The sequence below is a fragment of the Bacteroides propionicifaciens DSM 19291 = JCM 14649 genome, from assembly GCF_000375405.1.
GTDB classification, from domain to species: Bacteria; Bacteroidota; Bacteroidia; order Bacteroidales; family Bacteroidaceae; genus Bacteroides_E; species Bacteroides_E propionicifaciens.
In genome coordinates this window covers 1-20,556 of record NZ_AQWS01000041.1, presented here as the reverse complement: position 1 = coordinate 20,556, position 20,556 = coordinate 1, and the positions used below count along the sequence as shown (strand labels likewise).

The 20,556-nt window shown below is 36.9% G+C and carries 19 protein-coding genes and 1 riboswitch; of the genes, 12 read left to right on the top strand and 7 right to left on the bottom strand.

Features of this window, described 5'->3' with window-relative positions; genetic code table 11:
- Positions 1–237: 237 nt before the first annotated feature.
- Positions 238–834, bottom strand: a complete 597-nt coding sequence (locus B091_RS0110635; protein ID WP_018109979.1) for an HD domain-containing protein — start codon at positions 832–834, stop codon at positions 238–240.
- 115 nt (positions 835–949) lie between these two features.
- A complete protein-coding gene (locus B091_RS0110630; RefSeq protein ID WP_018109978.1) occupies positions 950–1,813 on the bottom strand; it encodes an endonuclease/exonuclease/phosphatase family protein in 864 nt (287 codons plus the stop codon).
- A 241-nt stretch (positions 1,814–2,054) separates the two neighbouring features.
- Here B091_RS0110630 and B091_RS0110625 point away from each other — a divergent pair, with 241 nt between their 5' ends.
- Positions 2,055–4,850: a TonB-dependent receptor gene (locus B091_RS0110625; protein ID WP_018109977.1), complete on the top strand. Its 2,796-nt coding sequence runs from the start codon at positions 2,055–2,057 to the stop codon at positions 4,848–4,850.
- A 42-nt stretch (positions 4,851–4,892) separates the two neighbouring features.
- The gene (locus B091_RS0110620) at positions 4,893–6,458 is read left to right on the top strand and encodes a hypothetical protein (protein WP_018109976.1); all 1,566 of its coding nucleotides are present in this window, start codon (positions 4,893–4,895) and stop codon (positions 6,456–6,458) included.
- Between the two features lie 414 nt (positions 6,459–6,872).
- On the opposite strand, the gene B091_RS0110610 is transcribed toward B091_RS0110620, so the two are convergent.
- Positions 6,873–7,358 carry a hypothetical protein gene (locus B091_RS0110610; RefSeq protein ID WP_018109974.1) on the bottom strand — a complete coding sequence of 162 codons (486 nt, stop codon included), beginning with the start codon at positions 7,356–7,358 and terminating at the stop codon, positions 6,873–6,875.
- Positions 7,359–7,954: 596 nt separating this feature from the next.
- Between B091_RS0110610 and B091_RS0110605 the strand changes: the two genes are divergently transcribed.
- From B091_RS0110605 to nhaA, 5 genes are all read left to right on the top strand, one after another.
- Positions 7,955–8,200: a TIGR03905 family TSCPD domain-containing protein gene (locus tag B091_RS0110605; RefSeq protein ID WP_018109973.1), complete on the top strand. Its 246-nt coding sequence runs from the start codon at positions 7,955–7,957 to the stop codon at positions 8,198–8,200.
- 89 nt (positions 8,201–8,289) lie between these two features.
- The gene (locus tag B091_RS12140; protein WP_018109972.1) at positions 8,290–9,051 is read left to right on the top strand and encodes an exodeoxyribonuclease III; all 762 of its coding nucleotides are present in this window, start codon (positions 8,290–8,292) and stop codon (positions 9,049–9,051) included.
- Positions 9,052–9,059: 8 nt separating this feature from the next.
- Positions 9,060–9,536 (top strand): C-GCAxxG-C-C family protein, encoded by a 477-nt coding sequence (locus B091_RS0110595; protein ID WP_018109971.1) that lies wholly within the window; start codon positions 9,060–9,062, stop codon positions 9,534–9,536.
- Positions 9,537–9,652: 116 nt separating this feature from the next.
- On the top strand, positions 9,653–11,434 hold the full coding sequence (lepA, locus tag B091_RS0110590; RefSeq protein WP_018109970.1) for a translation elongation factor 4: 1,782 nt from the start codon (positions 9,653–9,655) through the stop codon (positions 11,432–11,434).
- Between the two features lie 33 nt (positions 11,435–11,467).
- Positions 11,468–12,802: a Na+/H+ antiporter NhaA gene (nhaA, locus tag B091_RS0110585; protein ID WP_018109969.1), complete on the top strand. Its 1,335-nt coding sequence runs from the start codon at positions 11,468–11,470 to the stop codon at positions 12,800–12,802.
- A 107-nt stretch (positions 12,803–12,909) separates the two neighbouring features.
- On the opposite strand, the gene B091_RS0110580 is transcribed toward nhaA, so the two are convergent.
- On the bottom strand, positions 12,910–14,271 hold the full coding sequence (locus B091_RS0110580) for a DUF5074 domain-containing protein (RefSeq protein ID WP_018109968.1): 1,362 nt from the start codon (positions 14,269–14,271) through the stop codon (positions 12,910–12,912).
- Between the two features lie 124 nt (positions 14,272–14,395).
- A riboswitch (cobalamin riboswitch) is annotated at positions 14,396–14,595 on the bottom strand.
- A 227-nt stretch (positions 14,596–14,822) separates the two neighbouring features.
- Between B091_RS0110580 and B091_RS0110575 the strand changes: the two genes are divergently transcribed.
- Complete coding sequence (locus tag B091_RS0110575) at positions 14,823–15,191, top strand: hypothetical protein (RefSeq protein WP_018109967.1); 369 nt, start codon at positions 14,823–14,825, stop codon at positions 15,189–15,191.
- 63 nt (positions 15,192–15,254) lie between these two features.
- Here B091_RS0110575 and B091_RS0110570 read toward each other — a convergent pair whose 3' ends face one another.
- Both B091_RS0110570 and map read right to left on the bottom strand, forming a co-directional pair.
- Complete coding sequence (locus B091_RS0110570; protein WP_018109966.1) at positions 15,255–16,475, bottom strand: DNA recombination protein RmuC; 1,221 nt, start codon at positions 16,473–16,475, stop codon at positions 15,255–15,257.
- A gap of 3 nt (positions 16,476–16,478) precedes the next feature.
- Complete coding sequence (gene map, locus B091_RS0110565; protein ID WP_018109965.1) at positions 16,479–17,336, bottom strand: type I methionyl aminopeptidase; 858 nt, start codon at positions 17,334–17,336, stop codon at positions 16,479–16,481.
- 207 nt (positions 17,337–17,543) lie between these two features.
- Here map and B091_RS0110560 point away from each other — a divergent pair, with 207 nt between their 5' ends.
- The 4 genes from B091_RS0110560 (at position 17,544) to B091_RS0110550 (ending at position 19,542) form a co-directional block, all read left to right on the top strand.
- The gene (locus B091_RS0110560) at positions 17,544–17,987 is read left to right on the top strand and encodes a hypothetical protein (protein ID WP_018109964.1); all 444 of its coding nucleotides are present in this window, start codon (positions 17,544–17,546) and stop codon (positions 17,985–17,987) included.
- Positions 17,988–18,039: 52 nt separating this feature from the next.
- Complete coding sequence (locus B091_RS12655) at positions 18,040–18,186, top strand: hypothetical protein (RefSeq protein WP_155888334.1); 147 nt, start codon at positions 18,040–18,042, stop codon at positions 18,184–18,186.
- Between the two features lie 90 nt (positions 18,187–18,276).
- Positions 18,277–18,780, top strand: a complete 504-nt coding sequence (locus B091_RS0110555) for a flavodoxin (RefSeq protein ID WP_018109963.1) — start codon at positions 18,277–18,279, stop codon at positions 18,778–18,780.
- A gap of 189 nt (positions 18,781–18,969) precedes the next feature.
- Positions 18,970–19,542, top strand: a complete 573-nt coding sequence (locus B091_RS0110550; RefSeq protein WP_018109962.1) for a pyridoxamine 5'-phosphate oxidase family protein — start codon at positions 18,970–18,972, stop codon at positions 19,540–19,542.
- A gap of 288 nt (positions 19,543–19,830) precedes the next feature.
- Here B091_RS0110550 and B091_RS12135 read toward each other — a convergent pair whose 3' ends face one another.
- Positions 19,831–20,139, bottom strand: a complete 309-nt coding sequence (locus B091_RS12135) for a hypothetical protein (protein ID WP_244847834.1) — start codon at positions 20,137–20,139, stop codon at positions 19,831–19,833.
- Between the last annotated feature and the right edge of the window lie 417 nt (positions 20,140–20,556).

Sequence of the window (20,556 nt, the reverse complement as noted above, 5' to 3'; positions counted from 1 at the left end):
GCTTTTGAATGGACTTAAGGAAGTTGTTTAGTTCTTCACCTGTTTTGAACTGTTTAAAGAACTCATCGGGGATTAAATCTTCTGTTTTCATACATGTCTAAGTTTTTTATTATAAAACAACGGCTCAGGTAAAGTTGTTACCCAAGCCCATCATTTTAACTTACACACTTTATGAGAGGGTGTCCAGTTATGATATTAAATAAAGGTTGGTTCATCATGAGCCAACCTTTATTGTTTTTACTTTCTGAGTATGCCTTCGTCAACAGACTTTTGGAGAAGCTCTTTGGTGTACTCCCAAAGAGGAGTAGAAATCTCTTTCATTATTAGCTTGCTATCCAAAACATCTTGATAGCTTACATCATATTCCATCCAAGTACCACCTTTGTTTGATCTATTTTGTAGCATAGGCTCTAAGCAGTCGATGGCTTTGGCAAATTTCGCATCGTTAGTTTTACACTCTTCAAACTCAATCCAAAGTGATTCCAGTTCTTGTGCCTGATCTTGAGGCAGAAGTCCGAATATACGTTTTGCGGCAGCATATTCTTCGGGGCGATTGTCGTGACTCTGTGTCTTATCAAAAAAGAAGACATCTCCAGCATCAATCTCTACCACGTCGTGGATCAGTAACATCTTCATAACCTTGAGCAGGTCAACGGGGTGGTTTACATGTTCACTCAGCACCATAGCGATCATGGCTAGGTGCCAACTGTGCTCAACATCATTTTCTGGTCTGTCACTATTAAATAGTTTAGTTTTTCTTAGGATATACTTAAGCTTATCTATCTCGTGTATAAATTCGAGCTGTTTGTGTAGTCTGTTTAATTCTTCTTTCATTAGATATTGTTTTGTGCAAAGATATAATAACTAGGCTATAAAATAAATAAAGGCTAGCTCTACTTAGAATAATAGCGCTAGCCTTTGTGAGTTTATTTGAAAATATCAAATCATTTTAAAGTTTGATTTTAGCAAGTATTGGGCAGTGGTCGGATATAAACTGTTTTTCCCACTGCATGGGTAAGACCTCATATTCGAGTACTTGAGCTGCACTACTAACAAAAATGTAATCAATAACTTGACGTTCGTCTAAAGGAACTTTATCATAGCCGTGGAAAGTCCAGTTTAAGCCCTTCTTATTAATTGCGGCTGTGTGGCTACTAACTAAAGTTAATGGGTTATTTGGGTTGAGTACGTTTTGAATTACATCTGATTCGGGTTCTGCATTGAAATCACCAGTAATTATTACAGGGGCACCATCTGCTAGCTCCTTGGCTTGGCTTAATAATAAATTTACGCCCTCACGTCGTGCTAATTCACCCACATGATCGAGATGTGTATTAATGAAGAAAATTGTTCTCTTATTAGCCTTATCGCTAAGTAGAGCCCAACTAGCAACTCGTTCACAAGCCCCATCCCAGCCTTTAGAGCCAAGCTCATGAGGTGTTTCACTGAGCCAAAATGTACCAGAATCTTTTAAATCGAATCTATCTTTCTTGAAGAGTATGGCACTATATTCACCTTTAAGAAACCCATCTTCTCGACCTACCCCTACAACTGTATAGTCGGGAAGTCCAGCTGAAATATCTAATAACTGGTGATGCAGGACCTCTTGCGTCCCCAATAAATCAACGTCTTCAAACTTAAGTAGTGAAAGTACTTGGTCTTTACGGTTATCCCATGAGTTTGTTCCATCGTTGGGTTCATCATATCTAATGTTGAAAGACATTACTTCTAGTTCTAACTCTTTAGTGTTACTGCAAGCAGCAAGTAGACTAGCTCCACAAGCCAGGAGCAATAAATGTTTATACCACTTCATAATCAAATTGTTTGTTTGACGGGTAAATTTATAATTATTATTCTAAATGTCCCCCAAAACTTTTGAATATTATTAATATGCTTATCTCTCTCTTTCATAAAGCTGTATCATGGATGTACATATCAACATTTTTTTGTTTGGTGTGATATATGTTATCATTTCTAAGCAATAGTGTAAAGTTTGCTTAACCACTCCGTCATATTCTAGCGATAGTTTTGTCTTGAAATTTAAAAGACAAACTATGTTTAAGAAACGACATTTACACTTTTTCTTGTTTATACTATTCTTTGGCTTGTCATCTGTTTTACAGGCTACTGTAATCAAAGGTGTTGTTACTGATAAAACAACAAAAGAGCCATTGATTGGAGCAACGGTGCAACTTGTATCGACTTCGCAAGCTACTTTAACCAATATTGATGGAGAGTTTGAACTTAAAACTCCTCAAAAAGGCACTTATACTATTGAAGTTCGTTATCTAGGGTACTTGCCTGAAGTTCAAGAAATAGAGCTAGCAAATCGTTCGCTAGCTTTGGAGATTAAATTGTCGCCCGACAATCAACTACTCGAGGAAGTTACTGTTACGGGTCGCCAACTTCGCTATTCTGATGCAGGAATACTTTCGGCACAGAAGAATAGTTTAGTGGTGCAAACGGGAGTTTCGGCTCAACAAATTAAACGAACTCAAGACAGTGATGCATCCGAAGTAATTCGCCGTATTCCAGGTATCAGCATTATCGACGATAAATTTGTTATGATTCGTGGTCTTTCACAGCGTTACAATAATGTTTGGATAAATCAGGGAGCGGTACCTAGCTCTGAGGCCGATTCAAGAGCCTTCTCTTTTGATATAATCCCGAGCAGCCAGATTGATAATATGATAATCATAAAATCTGCTGCACCTCAATACCCCGCTGATTTTACAGGAGGCTTTATAGAACTAACCACCAAGTCTATTCCCGACTCTAATAGCCTGAGTATCTCAATAGGTTCAAACTTTAATTCCGAGACTCACTTTAAACAATTCTTGGGTGGAAAAAGAGGACCGACAGACTTTTTGGGATTCGACAACTCCTTACGTCCGCTTCATGCTGGCATCCACACCAAAATGAATACTTATCCTGAAAACCATTCAGCAATAAATCTCTTAGATAACCAGCTTAATAACGATTGGAAAATTCGTAAGCGTCACCCCTTAGGTGATCTAAAGTTTAACTTGGCTTTTAATAGAGTTTGGCGCTGGGATAGTGAAAAAGAGTTTGGTTTACTAGCAAGTGCTAATTACAGTAATAGCTACAAGAGTTACCTAAACATGGAAAACTCCCTATTTGGTAGCTATGATCAAGTGAATAATCACCCCGTTTATTTACGCCAGAGTAAGGATAATCAATATTCTCAAGATGTAAAACTGGGTATGCTTTTAAATTTAGCCTATCGTTTCGACTCAAACCATCAACTAGAATTTAAGAATAGTTTTAATCAGTTAGGGAAAGATCGATATACCGAACGTGAAGGGTTTGATGCGCAGAGTAATCGTGAGAAAAGTATGGAGTATTACTATTCAGCAAGAACCATATACAACACACAGCTTGCAGGTAAGCATACCTTAAATGATAACGATTTAGACTGGACCTTAGGCTATGCTTTTTCTAATCGAAACCTTCCAGATCGTCGTCGTATTTTATTGAATGATGAGTTAGAGTCTGATCGTATTGGGTTAACTAGTGGGACAGATATTAGTCGTGAGTTCACTTATTTGAATGAGCATATTGGGTCACTAAATGTGAACTATAATCATAAGCTACCTATTAAGAACATCAATACAGATATTAGAGTGGGGGCTTACGGGGAATACCGAACTAGAGATTATGATACTCGTTTGTTCTACTACAATTGGAATTATGGGCAGAATGACCTCCCCAAAGATTTTAGATACTTACCGATTGTTGATGAGCTTCTTCAACCTAACCATTATGCATACAATCAGCTCTATCTACAGGAACAAGTGAATAAGTTAAACGATTATCGTGGCAAGAATACACATTTAGCTGGATATTTAGCTTGGAATATTCCGTTGGATAAACTGACACTATATGCTGGGTTAAGATATGAATACAGTAAGATGGAGGTAGTTTCCAACACCCGTGCTCACCAGAGTAGTGAGCGTAGCTCTTACTATACCTACAATGATTTGTTTCCAACCTTAAATATATCTTATAATCTAAACGAAAGTCATCAGTTTCGTCTTGCTTATGGAAGAACCATCAATCGTCCCGAGTTTAGAGAGCTTTCACCATCAGTATTTTACGATTTTGAATTGGCTAGTAATGTGCAAGGAAATAGCGAGCTTGAAGCTGCTTTGATTGATAATATTGACCTTCGCTATGAGTTTTACCCTAGCCCGACTGAACTCGTATCATTATCTCTATTCTACAAACATTTCTCTAACCCAATTGAGTGGACCTATACGGTAAATGGTGGTACAAACTTGACCTACTCTTATGCCAATGCTAAGGCTGCTCGGAATTATGGAGTAGAGTTAGAAATCAAAAAGAATCTTGATTTTATAGGATTACCCAACTTGAGCCTGAATTTTAACGGTGCACTGATTAAGAGTACAGTTGACTTTGAAAAAGGAAGTAAAGAACGTAAACGTGCCATGCAAGGCCAATCGCCATACCTGATTAATACAGGGCTCTTCTATACTCACCCAACGCTTAATTTCAATGCAGGTGTCTTGTACAATAGAATTGGCAAACGAATTGTGGGAGTTGGCCGTAGTGTAGGAACTGTAGGGGGTGAAAGCACGAGTGACATTCCAAACTCTTATGAGATGCCACGTAATAGCCTTGATTTATCCTTTGGAAAGTCTTTCAAAAACTTTGAGCTTAAGTTTTATGCAAAGGATGTAATAGCCAATAAGGTTGTGTTTAAACAAATAAGTGAATCAGACACACAAAAAAATAGAGTAGATGAGGTTACTAAAAGCTATCGACCTGGAAGAAATTTCGGTTTTAGCATTGGTTATACCTTCAAATAAAATTTCAAACTTTTAAATATCATTCTTTTAAAACAAAAAAACATGAGAAATTTATTAGACGTTTTACGTTCCAAAGCAGCATTAGCTCTAGTACTACTAGGTGGTGTATTTGCAGCTTGTTCTAGTGATGATAATAATGATTCTACTCCACCAACAACACCAGGAGGAGATAAAAACGATCCTAAAGTAGAATATATTGGGAATATTGCTCATAGCCAAGGAATACTTTTTAGTGAGCAAACTCAGCTAGGTAATGGAGATCAAAACTTTGTATTTACGGGTAAACAGACACTTAAAAAAGGAGTGTATAACATGAAGGGTTGGGTCTATATTGCCGAAGGTGCAGAGTTGACCATCGAACCAGGAACTATTATCAAGGGTGATAAAGAAACCAAAGCTGCTCTAATAGTAGAGCGTGGAGGTAAAATTATGGCTCAAGGTTCTCAGAGCGAACCTATAGTATTTACTTCTGAACAAGTGGCTGGAGGTCGTAAACCAGGTGATTGGGGTGGACTTATAATTTGTGGTAAGGCACGTAATAATCAAGGTTCTTCGATGAAGATTGAAGGTGGGCCACGATCAGAGCATGGTGGCGAAAATGACGACGATAGTTCTGGTATATTGAGCTATGTACGTATAGAGTTTGCTGGTTATCCATTTGAGAAGGACAAAGAGATTAATGGTTTAACCTTAGGTTCTGTAGGTAGAGGTACCAAGCTAGACCATATCCAAGTATCTTATTCTAATGACGATTCTTTCGAATGGTTTGGTGGAGCAGTAAACTCAAAATATCTAGTAGCTTTCAACGGTTGGGATGATGACTTTGATACCGATAACGGATTCAGTGGACATATCCAATTTGGACTTATTGTAAGAGACCCAAAGTTGGCAGACGTTTCTCGTTCGAATGCTTTTGAATCGGATAATGCTGCTGACGGTGCCGAAGTATCACCTTTTACTCGAGCAATGTTTAGCAATATTACGGTGATAGGACCAGGTACTGAAAAGAATAGAGCTGCAGGATTTCAAAATACGACTGAATACATTAATGGTGGCTCTTTGTACCCTAATAATGGTGCAGGCATGGGCTTATTCCAATCGGGTATGCATATTAGAAGAAATAGTCGTTTAGCTTGTTATAATTCGCTATTTGTTGGCTTCCCTGTAGGCTTAATTCTTGATGGTGAAAAGGGTAATACTGTTCAGGTGGCTAAAGATGGAAGTCTTAAACTTGAGAATATCTACTTTGCTGGTGTTGATGCGTTGGGTAGTGATGCAAACAAGCAGCTTGAGGATATTCTTGGAGTATATAAGAATGGAAAGATTGAATATGACAAGACTAAACCTTCATACTCATCGACTTTCTTTAGTAGCATTGCTTCGAACAAAGTACTTGCTGAGAGTGAATTAAAATTGACTGTAGGTAAAAATGATATAGGACAGAACTACATACCTCAAGCTGGAAGCCCAATGCTAAATACTGGTAGCTTCAGTTCAATCCAAAGTGAATTCATGATGCCTGTTGATTATATCGGAGCTTTCTCAGGTGTAAATGATACTTGGTTGAATGATTGGACTAACTTTAATCCCCAGTCGACAAACTACTAATGACTAATACCTAAACCTAAATTTATTAGTCTAAAAAAAAGCGCAGTGGTAATCCATTGCGCTTTTGATTTTAATTTCAGTGTAAAATACTTCCTATTATTAAGCAGAGTAGACCAAGAGAGACTACTGTGATTAATTTTTTGCTTATTCGCCGTGTACGAACAAAAAGCTTCAGAATCATTCTCGTAATTGTGGGAGCAAAAAAGAAAACTAGTGCAAAATTGATTAACACAAGCCATCCCCAATGTATAGGTGTCAATTGGCCCCACGCAAGAATAGGGAGAATTAATCCACAAAGCCATAATAGGAGTATTAATATTGGTTTACGAGTGTATCTGGGCCACTTTTGCCTATCTCCACTGATAATAATTAAATGCAGCCCAAACGAAGCTATAAGGAGGATAGCACCAATAATTAATAGTATTTTTGCCATTGATTTTTATGTTTAATAGATGATATATTAGCTCTAGAATCTTGGGTCGTTTTGGTTAATACCTCAAATTCAAAATCCTCTCTCAAGTCAGATAACTTAAGCAGTAACTTGTTAACCCATTTCTCTTGCTTGAAGATAGTATTCTTTGTTGTATAGTCAAACTCTTGAGTATAAGAAAAATCACGTCCACGATATTGATCAGACCAAGTTACAAGGAGTTTGTGGTTATAAATGTTGAACACCACTTTTTGATTTCCATTCTCACTGTATAAAATATGATTCTGTGGACTTAGTGCAACAAGTTGCCCCGTATTATTGAATAATATTTTGTCAAACCTTTCAATAATTACAGCAAACCTAGTTTTAAAGTCTTGCTGTTCGGTTGAGGCTTTATTTTCTAATCTAAGTGCAGAAATAACATAGGTTGAGGCTAACCCAATTATTCCAAATATTATATAAGAATACATATGCGCTAATTTAAGTTATATAAATTGTTCTTGATATCACTTCTAGATATACATCTTAATATATTAAGGTTATCTGATGTGAAATTTAAATTCTAGATTTAGGAAACTGTCAATTATAATGAATAACTAAGAATGATGGCTATTTGTTTTGATAATTATAGAATTTTGCCATAACAAATGTGTTTTACCCTTATCTGTAAGGTAATATGCAGTCTAGTTTGCTTAAATTTATCGCTTAGGTATTGCTCTAATACTATTTCATCTTATTGTCTCAAAAATAAGGTGTCATAATTATGTTTCCAAAAAACTCTATGATTTATTGCTTCTTAAATTAATAAATTTTAACTTGGTTGACTGTTTAGATATAAGACAGCTAAAAATGTTCTATGATTTTGTGTCGAACTCACTGTGATTCTAACTTATTCTTCTCACAGAAAACAATATTTTCACTGCTCATTGAGCCAGTGTCTTAAACCAAGAAAAATGATTTATTTTCGTTAACTTTGTAGCTTTATTAATTCTACAACTTAATTCTTGGTGAAAATGTTCAGCTAATTGAACTTATTAAACCTAAGAACAACATTAATTTAATTAAGATGAAGCAGATTTTTAAGACCAAAGGAACTTGTAGTTCTCAAATTGAACTGGAAGTGGCTGATGGTAAAATTGTTGAGGTGAGCTTTGAAGGAGGTTGCAATGGTAATTTGAAAGGACTTTCAAGTCTTGTCATTGGTTTAACTCCTCAAGAGGTTTGTTCCAAGCTGGAGGGTATTAATTGTGGTAAACGCACAACTTCTTGCCCTGATCAATTATGCAAAGCGCTAAAAGCGATGGGCTATTAATTAATGATGCGTTTGACAGATAACTTGTTAAAGTCGGATACATAGAAATATAAATTGTAGCCGATTTTTTTATACTAGATTATACGAAGATGAAGATAATAACATATAATGTAAACGGTTTACGTGCTGCAACCACCAAAGGTTTACCTGAGTGGCTTGCAGAAAACAACCCTGATGTTGTTTGTCTACAGGAAACCAAATTGCAACCTGAACAATATCCTGCTGAAGCTTACGAAGCGTTAGGTTATAAAGCATATTTTTATTCAGCGCAAAAGAAAGGTTATAGTGGTGTTGCCATTCTAACAAAAATAGAGCCCGATAACGTTGTTTATGGGATGGGAATTGAAGCCTATGATTTTGAAGGTCGATTTATTCGAGCTGACTTTGGTGATTTATCCGTTGTTAGTGTTTATCATCCATCAGGAACTACTGGCGATGAGCGACAAGATTTTAAGATGCAATGGCTGGCCAACTTTCAGACTTATGTTTTAGAATTACAAAAAGAGCGTCCAAATCTTATTCTTTGTGGTGATTATAACATTTGCCATGAAGCAATAGATATACACGATCCCAAAGGAAACGCTAAAAATAGTGGATTCTTACCCGAAGAACGAGAGTGGATGACCGATTTCCTAGACTTAGGTTTTATTGATACTTACCGTTATTTCTATCCAGAGGAGCAAAAGTACACATGGTGGAGCTACCGCTTTAAAGCCAGATCGCGCGACAAAGGTTGGCGAATTGATTATTGCATGGTGTCTCAAGCATTACTCCCTAGAGTTGAAGAAGCTTGGATAAGCAATGATGCAGTGCATTCTGATCATTGCCCCACGGGAATTACAATTAAATAACATCTATTATGGAGGATCAAAATAAATACAATAATAGAGTTGAAGAAGCTGTTGCTCTATTTAAAGAAGGATTTAACTGCTCTCAATCGGTAGTTGCACCGTTTGCCGATATTCATGGCCTCGATCGTGAAATGGCTCTTAAAGTGGCATCTTCTTTTGGAGGTGGTATTGGTCGGATGCGTCAGACATGTGGAGCTGCTTGTGGCTTATTTATTCTGGCTGGCCTTGAAACAGGCTCAACTGAAGCTGATAATCCGAGTGGTAAGGCTGCCAACTATAGTTTAGTTCAAGAGTTAGCTGCTAAGTTCAAAGCTGAAAACGGTTCACTAAATTGCGCAGAACTTTTAGGTTTAAACAAGGATAAATATAGTCACTCTGAAGTTATTGATCCTCATAAAAGTGCATGCAGCAAAAGGCCATGCTCAATGATGGTTAGATCTGCTGCTAGTCTATGGGCTAACTATTTGGTCTCTAGATATAAATAAAAGATGGCATACAGCTGTAATAAAAATACATACAGACTATATAGAATGTGGTTTGTCTATTTTTTTAAATAACGGCTTTGTAGTATCTTTGCTAACGAAAAATAATAAACTTATAAATGAAGAATATACGAAATTTTTGCATTATAGCTCATATTGACCACGGTAAATCGACTTTAGCCGACCGTTTGCTTGAAATGACTAAAACAATCCAAGTAACAGGTGGCCAAATGCTTGACAGTATGGATCTCGAAAAAGAGAGGGGAATTACTATTAAGAGTAAGGCCATCCAGATGGAGCATGAGTATAACGGTGAAAAGTATGTTCTGAACTTAATTGATACTCCTGGGCACGTGGATTTCTCTTATGAGGTTTCACGCTCTATTGCGGCTTGCGAGGGAGCTCTACTTATTGTAGATGCTACACAAGGAGTGCAGGCTCAGACCATATCTAACCTGTACATGGCTATTGATCATGATCTTGAAATTATTCCTATTGTGAATAAATGTGATGTTGATAGTGCAATGCCCGAAGAAGTTGAAGATGAAATCATCGAACTTTTGGGTTGCGAACGTAGCGAAATTATCCGAGCATCGGGTAAAACTGGAATGGGTGTTGATGACATCCTAAAAGCAATTGTTGAGCGTGTTCCTCATCCAGTTGGTGATGATGATGCTCCTTTACAAGCACTGATTTTCGACTCTGTGTTCAATTCTTTTAGAGGTGTTATAGCTTACTTCAAAATAACTAATGGAGTATTGCGTAAAGGTGAAGCTGTTAAGTTCTTTAATACCGGAAAACAATATCATGCTGATGAAATAGGGGTACTAAAGATGGAGCTCTCACCCCGTAAAGAGATGCGTACAGGTGATGTTGGTTATATTATATCTGGCATTAAGACCTCCAAAGAGGTTAAAGTGGGAGATACAATCACACATGTTGAGAATCCTTGTCTTAAAGCTATTGACGGTTTTGAAGAGGTTAAACCTATGGTTTTTGCTGGAGTATACCCCATTGATTCTAGTGATTTTGAAGATTTGCGTGCTTCATTAGAGAAACTTCAGTTAAATGATGCCTCTTTGACTTTCCAACCAGAGTCTTCTTTGGCTTTAGGTTTTGGGTTCCGTTGTGGATTCTTGGGATTACTACATATGGAAATTATCCAAGAACGTTTAGAACGTGAGTTTGATATGGATGTGATCACAACTGTTCCTAACGTATCTTACCATATATATGATAAACAAGGGGAGATGTCTGAAATTCATAATCCTGGAGGAATGCCCGAGCCAACTATGATTGACCGTATCGAAGAACCTTATATCATGTCAACAGTGATTACCGATACAGCATATATTGGTCCAATAATGACACTATGTTTGGGTAAGAGAGGCGAACTTGTAAAACAGAACTATATTTCTGGTAACCGAGTAGAGATTCAATACCGTATACCTTTGGGTGAAATTGTAATTGATTTTTATGACAAACTTAAGAGTATCTCGAAGGGTTATGCCTCATTCGATTATCATCACGACAGCTATAGGCCATCTAAACTTGTAAAGCTAGACATTCTTCTTAATGGAGAGTCTGTTGATGCACTATCTACCCTAACACACGTAGACAATGCATACGATATGGGCCGTAGAATGTGTGAAAAACTAAAAGAACTAATACCTAGACAACAGTTTGATATTGCTATTCAAGCTGCGATAGGAGCAAAAATTATTGCTCGTGAAACGATTAAAGCAGTGCGTAAAGACGTTACTGCTAAATGTTATGGAGGTGATATTAGCCGTAAGCGTAAACTTCTGGAAAAACAAAAGAAAGGAAAGAAGCGTATGAAGCAGATCGGTAACGTTGAGGTTCCACAAAAAGCTTTCTTAGCGGTGCTTAAGCTTGATTAAGAACCGAATGTTAACTTAAAACACATACAGAAAATGCAACATGCAAGAACTAAGAACTACTCATTTTTGAGTACGTTGAAGCACCGTATCAATGGGGGTATGGTGCTTATGACTATGGCTGTTCTAGCTATGATCGTAGCCAACTCGCCTTTAGGCGATGCTTATCAAGAGCTGTGGAATTACCCAGTAAGTTTGGAAATTGGTAGCTTTAATCTATTTAGCCACCACGGTGAACCTCTAACATTAATGGCATTCATTAATGATGCTTTAATGGCTTTATTCTTCTTTTCGGTAGGATTAGAGATTAAACGTGAAGTTATGGTCGGGGAGTTATCCTCTCCTAGAAAAGCATTGTTGCCGATTATTGCTGCTTTTGGTGGTATGGCAATTCCTGTACTATTCTACTTCATTATTGCTAGCACCCAGCCTGAGTCAAACGGATTAGCTATACCAATGGCTACTGATATTGCCTTTTCGCTTGGGGTGTTGAGTATGTTTGGTAAGCGAGTGCCTATTAGTTTGAAAATATTCTTAACTGCATTTGCTGTAGTTGATGATATTGGTGGAATCTTGGTTATTGCTTTCTTCTATACTAATGATTTGGCTGTAGGATATTTAGTTGCTTCTGCTGTAGTATTGGCTATTCTTTACCTTGGTAACAGATTAGGAGTTATGCATCGTATATTTTACATTGGTTTTGGAATTGTCATGTGGTACTTCTTTCTACAATCAGGTATCCACTGTACAATCGCCGGAGTAATTATTGCTTTTATTATTCCTGCTAAACCTAATTTAAGAGTAACGCATTACGTAAATCGAATTCGCGAGAGTATATCTAAATTCCCTATCTCAGATGGTGATATGGCAGAAGATAAAATCGTTCTTGACTCGGAACAGATCAATGAGCTCAAAAGTATTGAAGCAGCATCTAATCGTGTAATTTCACCCTTACAATCGCTTGAAAATAGCATGCATGGATGGGTGAACTACTTTATTATGCCATTGTTTGCATTTGCTAATGCCGGAGTTGTACTCAGTGGTGGGGTTGAGACAATGGGTACCGTAGCTTTGGCCGTATTCTTTGGTTTGACTGCAGGGAAGTTTATTGGGCTTTATGCTTTCACTTTCTTAGCGATTAAATTGAAGATAGTCAATATGCCTCACGGTATGAATTGGAGAAATCTAGCTGGCGTTGCACTGTTGGGAGGTATCGGATTTACCGTCTCGTTATTCATTGCTAACTTATCTTTTGGGCATGGTCATGAAGACCTATTAAATCAAGCAAAGCTTGGAGTTCTTATGGGAACCCTAGTAGCTGGTCTTTCTGGTTACTTTATTCTTAAGTTTACGTTACCCAAAGAGAAATAAATCTCATATAATAACTTTAGCTCTATTCTAAGTAATATAAATATAAAATCCCGATCGATATCAACTATCGATCGGGATTTTTGTTATTTCAGTAGTCTATCTTATTATTATATGACAGGGACTACATTAGCTTGACTTGTATATGAAAACCTAGTAAACTTATAATCTAATTTTAATTCTTGTTCAAGATCATAAATCAAGCAGTTTATATTATTACCATATCCGTCTAAGAGGGGAATAAATAGCTTGTTTTCTGAATTCACTCCCATATATCCTTGTAAAATATCAACTTGATATTGGATTCTCATTGGTATATTTTTGAATAAATCAACTGTTCCTTTATAATCTATCTTATAAACATTAAAACTACCTCTCCTTCCTGATCCTTCAGCAAAGAAGAACTCATCTTTAACTGGTGACGCCGTTGCATAAAAGTTCTTATGTTCCTCTGGGGTGTCAATTAATTCAATATCAATTGGAGTCTCTTTTTCAATTGATAGATTCTCTGTATTAATTTTCATGAATGTAGCAAAGTGATCTTCTTTAATATCGGCCGATTTATCATGTATAAAAGCATATAGGTTGCCGTCATTACCTGATAAAATATTAAATACAGCTCTATTATCGTCTATTGGAATCACTTTGTCTAGTTTGTTTGTCTTCGTCTCTACAAGTAGAATGGCATTGTCTTTTGCTATAGCAATATAGTCTTGAAGGGCTGCCATCTTAGTATCTCTAAAATTGGAAACTCCTTCGACTGCTGTTTTTGTTTTTTCTACCAGATTGAGTGCAAATAGTTTATTATTATCTTTAGCATAAGCTAATTTGTTATTGACCACCACTAGCTCATTTGCTTGAATATCTTCAATAACATCTAATTTGTGTAGAGTTTGTGCATCAGCTACGATAATCTGAGTCTCCTCAACTAGGTAAACCTTACCATTATTAACGACGAAGTCCATTAAAATAGTTTTTTTAGTATCATTGATACCTGCATAGATATTTCGGGTAGCATCTGTTGTCTGTTCTTCAAGGTTATTGATGAATGTTAATCCACCATCTTTCGCATAAAGATAAGCACCACTTTTAAAAGGACCATCAAGATTTACTTCAGTTTCATCTAGTGTAGTTTGTCCCTCAACTAGTGAAATCTTAAGTTTACCTGATCTTCCTTCAAGTTCGAGTGCTTTGTCTAGGCCATTGGCAAGGGTATCACCATTTAATGTCCAAATGATATTGGCCGTTTCAGTATTTTCGGTAGTAACTGCAAAGTTCAATTTAGTTTTTGAGTCAACCTGGATGTCTTTAGTAATAGGTTGATCATTGCATAAAATAGATTTGAAATTGCCTTTTACTTTAGGAGTGACATTGTCGTCGTCTGAACAAGCGATTAACGTACAAGCTAGAAGAAGACTTCCAATAAGGGTTTTTTTTATTTTTATTTGTTTTAAAAGTTGTTTGTATTGCAATCTTAGTGGAGTGAAAGAATGCCAACTTCTACTGCTACAAGAATTGCTTCGTGTAGGGCAGTGACGCAAATAAAATGATTATTCGAGTAGTTTGATTCTTTTACATTCCGTAAGACCGCAGATTGTAAAATTGCTTAGTTTGATAGGTTTTCTGACTTATTCTGTAATAAAAGGACCTTCCCAAGCTTGAAACACTCAGTGGTATGTTACTTTTATTTATTCTTTTATTAGGTATAAAAGATGCGAAATTACAGCAGCGGTAACTGTTGCCGATTCTAACGGCATTCCCTTTTCAATTTGCAGTGCAAAAACAGCATTAAATTTATAGATAGGCTAATATGTCTCGTTGATTTATTTTACTGTTTTCTCCCTCATTATTATAAGTCAATTATTTTAACACTAAAATCCCTATTGTATTAATAATGAGTGTATAACAAGTTCGTAGGCTTGGTAAGCAAAGTTAAGTATGTAACTATATTTTTATATGTGCTTGATTTTTAGTATATTATCAAAAGGTGCGTCGCATCTCACTAATAATTTAAAAATCATTTATGGAAAAAGTTTTAAACTTCAAATCAAATGCTCATAAACTGAATATGGGTGACCTCAACAAAGACCATGCTCGTGAAATCATCTTTAAGAAGAAAGAAAACAATAGAATGCTCGTAGAGCTATCGGCTATTGATGACGAATTCTCTTTTGATGAAGTGAAAAACCGCGTACTGTCGAGTACCATCATCGAGTATGAATTATCAAAGAAAACCGCAAAAGAGGAAATCTACGAGTCGGTAGAACCTCTATTCACTTTCCAAGAAAAAGACAACCATAGCCGCATTCGTATCATGTACGATAAAGATGGCATTCATAAAGTAGTGGTTGAACCTACCTATTTAGTAAGCTGCACTTACCATAAAGCTTAGCAGTAAATATAAAGCCCCGAATTATTATAATTCGAGGCTTCTTATTTTTATAGGCTAATTGGATTAGTCTAACTCATCATCCAGCGACAAAATAGGCTGACTCTCATCAATAGGGAGTTCCTCTACTTGGCGAAGTCTCCGTTCTATGGCACGTGTACGCACACCCATAACCTCTTCGAGCTGATTGCCCGCTGTTTCAAGATTGCGTTGTACCTTTTCGAGCATACCTCCAAATTTGCTGAATTCAGTCTTTACTGCTCCCAAAACCCCCCACACTTCACTTGTCCTTTTTTGTATGGCTAATGTTCGGAAACCCATTTGCAAGCTATTGAGTATTGCACCCAATGTTGTGGGCCCTGTAACCATTATCTTATATTTGCGTTGTAACTCTTCGACCAGTGCTGTTCTTCGAATCACTTCTGCATAGATGTTTTCAAAAGGTAAAAACATGATGGCAAAATCTGTCGTATGAGGTGGGTCAATATATTTCTCCTGAATATCCTTTGCCATACTTTTAATAGTACGTTCTAACTGCTTTCCTGTAAGTTCTGCAGCAATAGTGTCACCAGCCTGATAGGCGTCGTGATATTGCTCGTAAATGTCTTTGGGGAACTTCGCGTCGATAGGAAGATAGACTGTGTCGTCTCCGTTATCTTTTCCTGGTAGCTTGATTGCATATTCCACAAATTCAGTTCCACCTTTTTTGGTCTTGACATTGGCATCGTATTGCTCTGGGCTCATTAGTTGCTCCAATAGGGCACCAAGTTGCACCTCACCAAAAGTACCTCTGGTCTTGACATTCGTCAGCACTTTTTTTAGTCCACCAACATCTTCAGCCAATGACTTCATTTCGCCCAATCCACGTTGAACTTGTTCAAGGTTTTTGCGTACAATCTCAAAAGATTGGCTGATACGCTCATTAAGGGTTTTTTGAAGCTTCTCCTCAACCATATTACGCATTTCGTCAAGTCGCTTCTCTGTCGACTGCAAGAGTTGTTCTTGCCCACGCCCCATAAGCTCAAATCGCTCGTGAGCTAGTTGAGAGCTCAGTTGCTGATTCTTGTTTATAGTAGATTGTACCTGAACCATTCCTTGCCCAATCGATTGACTTAGCTCTTGTCGAACCTGTGTCAAGCTTCGGCTTAGTTCCTCACGATTCTGCTGTAATTCCGTCCTTAGCAGGTTCTGAATTTCTGGCTCTTGATTCTTACTCTTTTGTTTTAGGGTTAACCCAATGAGCACCAATAAGAGGAGGATACAGACACTAAGTAAAATTACTTCCATAATTTAGTAGGTTAAAATCTCGTTACCTGTTTCGGTGATCAAAATCATATGTTCCCATTGAGCCGAAAGACTCTCATCGTCAGTACAAGCTGTCCAGTTATCTTCGGAGTCAATAAATACTTCCCAACTACCTGCATTAAGCATTGGTTCGATTGTAAATGTCATGCCTGGCACTAGCGTCATGCCTGTACCTTTGTGTCCGTAGTGCAATACTTCGGGGTCTTCGTGGAACTTAATCCCTACACCGTGACCACAGAAATCTCTAACCACGCTGAAGCCATTCTTCTCAGCATGTGCTTGTATAGCTGCTCCAACATCTCCTAAGGTTGCCCAAGGTTGTGCTGCTTGTATTCCTAGGTCTAGGCACTCCTTACAAACCTCAACTAAACGACGAGCTTGCTCAGTAACATTACCGATCATAAACATACGTGAGGCATCCGAAAAATAGCCTTTGAAAATTGTTGAAACGTCAATATTGACAATATCACCATCTTCGAGTATATCAAACTCGTTTGGGATGCCGTGGCAAACTACATCGTTGATACTGATGCAACAGCTTTTAGGGAAATCGCCATAACCAAGAGGAGCGGGGATAGCTCCATTGTCGGTTGTAAATTGGTAAACTAAGCTATCAAGCTCTCGGGTTGATACACCTGCTTTTACAAAGGGTGTAATGAAGTCGAGTAGTGCTGTGTTAATTTCAGCACTTGCTTTAATGCCTGCAAGTTCCTCACGTGTGCGAAGTATCTTTCGTGGAGGAAGTTGAATATTTTTGTTTTTACGAAGTTCTTGAATGCGTTGTTCTACCTCGATAGGGTAGTTGAATGGAGTAAATCGATCTCCTTTTGTATTTCTGCTCATGTCAGTTGTTTTTTATATAGTAGTACAAAGGTACAAAAATATGCCGTTACCTGATATATTATGAATAAAAGGATGGCAGGGCTATTAATTTTATTAATTTTGTCGCTTTTCTTTGTTCTAAAGAAGTGAATTAAGGACTTGAATTCATAAACTAAGCGTTAGTTTATGATGTTATGACTTATAGAAAACATATAAACATAAAACTAGATGAAAAATTTAAAACTCTTACCTATACTCTTATTACTACTAACATTTGTGGTAAGCTCTTGTGATGATACTGACGACGGGATGGTTGATCGTTTAGTACGGTCTGAATGGGAGACAGATTTAGGTAAAAAAGACAATAAAATAGGAGAACCGTTATATAGTGTATTTACTTTTAACTATAATGGTACAGGAGTAGAATATTTGTATTATTATGACGATGAGTTTTATGATAAAATACCTTATAGATGGCGATTATTGCATAATGAGTATTTCGATGCCATAGAGTTATCTTATCGTGAAGGCAGTGAATTCCTGGATGAAATTCGTTTTGGTCGTAATAGAATGGAGGCTATTCATTATTATAATCGTTATGATTTTGAGCGTAAAAGAGAGGGTATGCCAATAATATTAGATGAGGTTTATCCGCGACAGCTATTTGATTAAATAAAGATTTAGCGTAGTTTCTAGATGGTTTAACTACGTTATTGGGGAGAAAATGAAGAGACTCAACATTGAGTTTCTTCATTTTTTTATGCCTACTGAGCTTGAAAAAACGACCTACTCGTTTACCTCTTTCCACCTACTCGGAGCACTACTGCGAGTAAGTCATAATCTCGATATCATCATGGTTTGCACAATATAGGTATATCTGTGCATGAATATCGCTACAATTAGGTATTGAAGACTGTTGGTTTTAGCTCTACATTTGTGATGAATCAAATTACAAATAAGAATGAAAAAGATAGGAATATTTTACGGTTCATCTTCAGGTACAACTGCTGATGTTGCCGAAAGAATAGGTAAGGAGCTGGGAGTTCCTTCAACTCAAATTAAAGACGTAAGTAAGGCTTCTGCCGATGATTTTGATGCTTATGATGTATTACTTCTAGGTACTTCGACCTGGGGTGATGGTGATCTGCAAGACGATTGGTACGACTTAGTCGATGACTTAAAGAAGAAAGACTTTACCGGTAAACAGATTAGTTTCTTTGGTTGTGGTGATTGTGAATCGTACCCTGAAACCTTTTGTGGTGCAATGGGGACCCTATACGAAGACCTAAAAGGTACAGGAGCTACATTTATAGGTTCGGTGGATCTTGATGGTTACGATTATGAGGATTCTCAAGCCATTATTGATGGTGTATTTATTGGTTTGCCTATCGACGAAGATAATCAAGACGACTTAACCGATACTCGTATAGCGAACTGGGTGGAAGAGCTTAAATCTCATTTTTAAATTTCAACTTTAATCAATATTACTGTTTGTCTGAAAGCCTGCTCTATAAGAGCAGGCTTTTTAGTTTAGTTAATATAAATGTAAATTAATCTGTATTTTATTTTAGAGATTCTTACCTTTGTTAATGGTGTCATAACCATGCACTTATTTGGTGGATGAGATTAATCGTGCTTTTAATCAAAAATAACTATGAGAAGAAAAGATAGAGAAATGGGGTTTGAGTTTGGACTCGCCGTGATTGACAAGTCTGTTTATGCAACAATAGCAGTTGTTGATGAGCTGGGCGAACCTTATGCTATCCCAATCTCAACCGTACGTGTAGGTGATAAAATTTATATTCACTCAGCAAAAGCAGGCAGGAAAGTCGATCTTTTTACACCAAACAAGCCTGTGACGATGGTTTTTGTGGGTGAGGTTAAAATTCCAGAACTTTATTCAGCTCAGGAGCTAGAGGTTTTGGCTACCGACGAATCGAAAGGAAGTCTTCTGGCTCGTCGTGTATTTACGACCGAATATGAATCGACAATTATCAATGGCTCTATTGCTGTAGTTTCTGATGAAGCAGAAAGGCGAGAGGCCCTTACTGCCCTAAGCTTGAAATACTGTAAAAGTAAGCAAGAGCTTATCCCCATGGCTATTCGCTCAGGTGCCCCTCGCACACTTATCTATCGAGTAGATATTAAAGAATTGACCTCGAAGCGAAAGAAATATGATGATCAGGGTGAGGAGATGAAAGGCTCTTGCGTGGTTGCTCAGTTGTAATACTAAATGAAATAATCCAACTCATTTATGAAACAGTATTTATTATTCTGTGTTTTATCATTCTGTATTTGTATGGAATCTCTGTCGCAAGAATCCGATAGTGAGCTTATCGAGGTAGTTGGGTTAGTGTATGCTTTAAATGAGAGGAATAGTGAGCCTTTAGTCGGGGCGAATATAGTCGCATATACGAGTGATAGTACATATATAAATTCATCAATTTCGGATGAAATCGGTAAGTATTCCATGTTTGTCAACAAAATACCTACAATAACACTTTATGAGAGGGTGTCAGAGATTACCCGCAATATTCCAATATTTACGAGCCAAAGGCATAATCGTATAAGTATTAGACTTTAGGTCGTCATGTTTTACTTGACTATAACCCAAAGCACCACCTACCGCAACTGTTGGAGAAATAAATCTACCAACCAAAGGCATAATAGATGTTTGAGTTACTTTTTCAACTCCTGAAGTAACATTTATCTCTTGCTTACCAAAGTTTACATTACCTCCAGCAAACCATACTCCCTTTAAACCTTGTGCACTCATAGACAGACAAACAATCATCAATGAGGCTAATAGAATTAATCTTTTCATAATTAAAGTATTGATTATTAAGTTTAATAAACATATAGAATTATTATTTAAGAATCAATACTAGCCATATTATATCGAATATTTAGAGCTTGATATACCCAATTACTAATTCAATAAGATCAGCATAACTAAATGCATTAAACATCAAATAACGTAGATTAAACCAGCTTAGAGTCAATTTAATCGTTAATGAGAAGATTAAATAACTTAAATCTTCGTAATTCATTTATATTACAAAAGCAATAAACATTCTTAATACTTACAATAAGGATCTCCAATTATTCATCATATTTAGCATGTCCGTAAACAAAACTAAAGTCCAATAAACTGTAAGAAATTTATAATCTTAACGGGATGATTGAGATAAAGTGTTCCAATTGCTATAGATTAGTGCAATATTATAACATGATCCAGCTT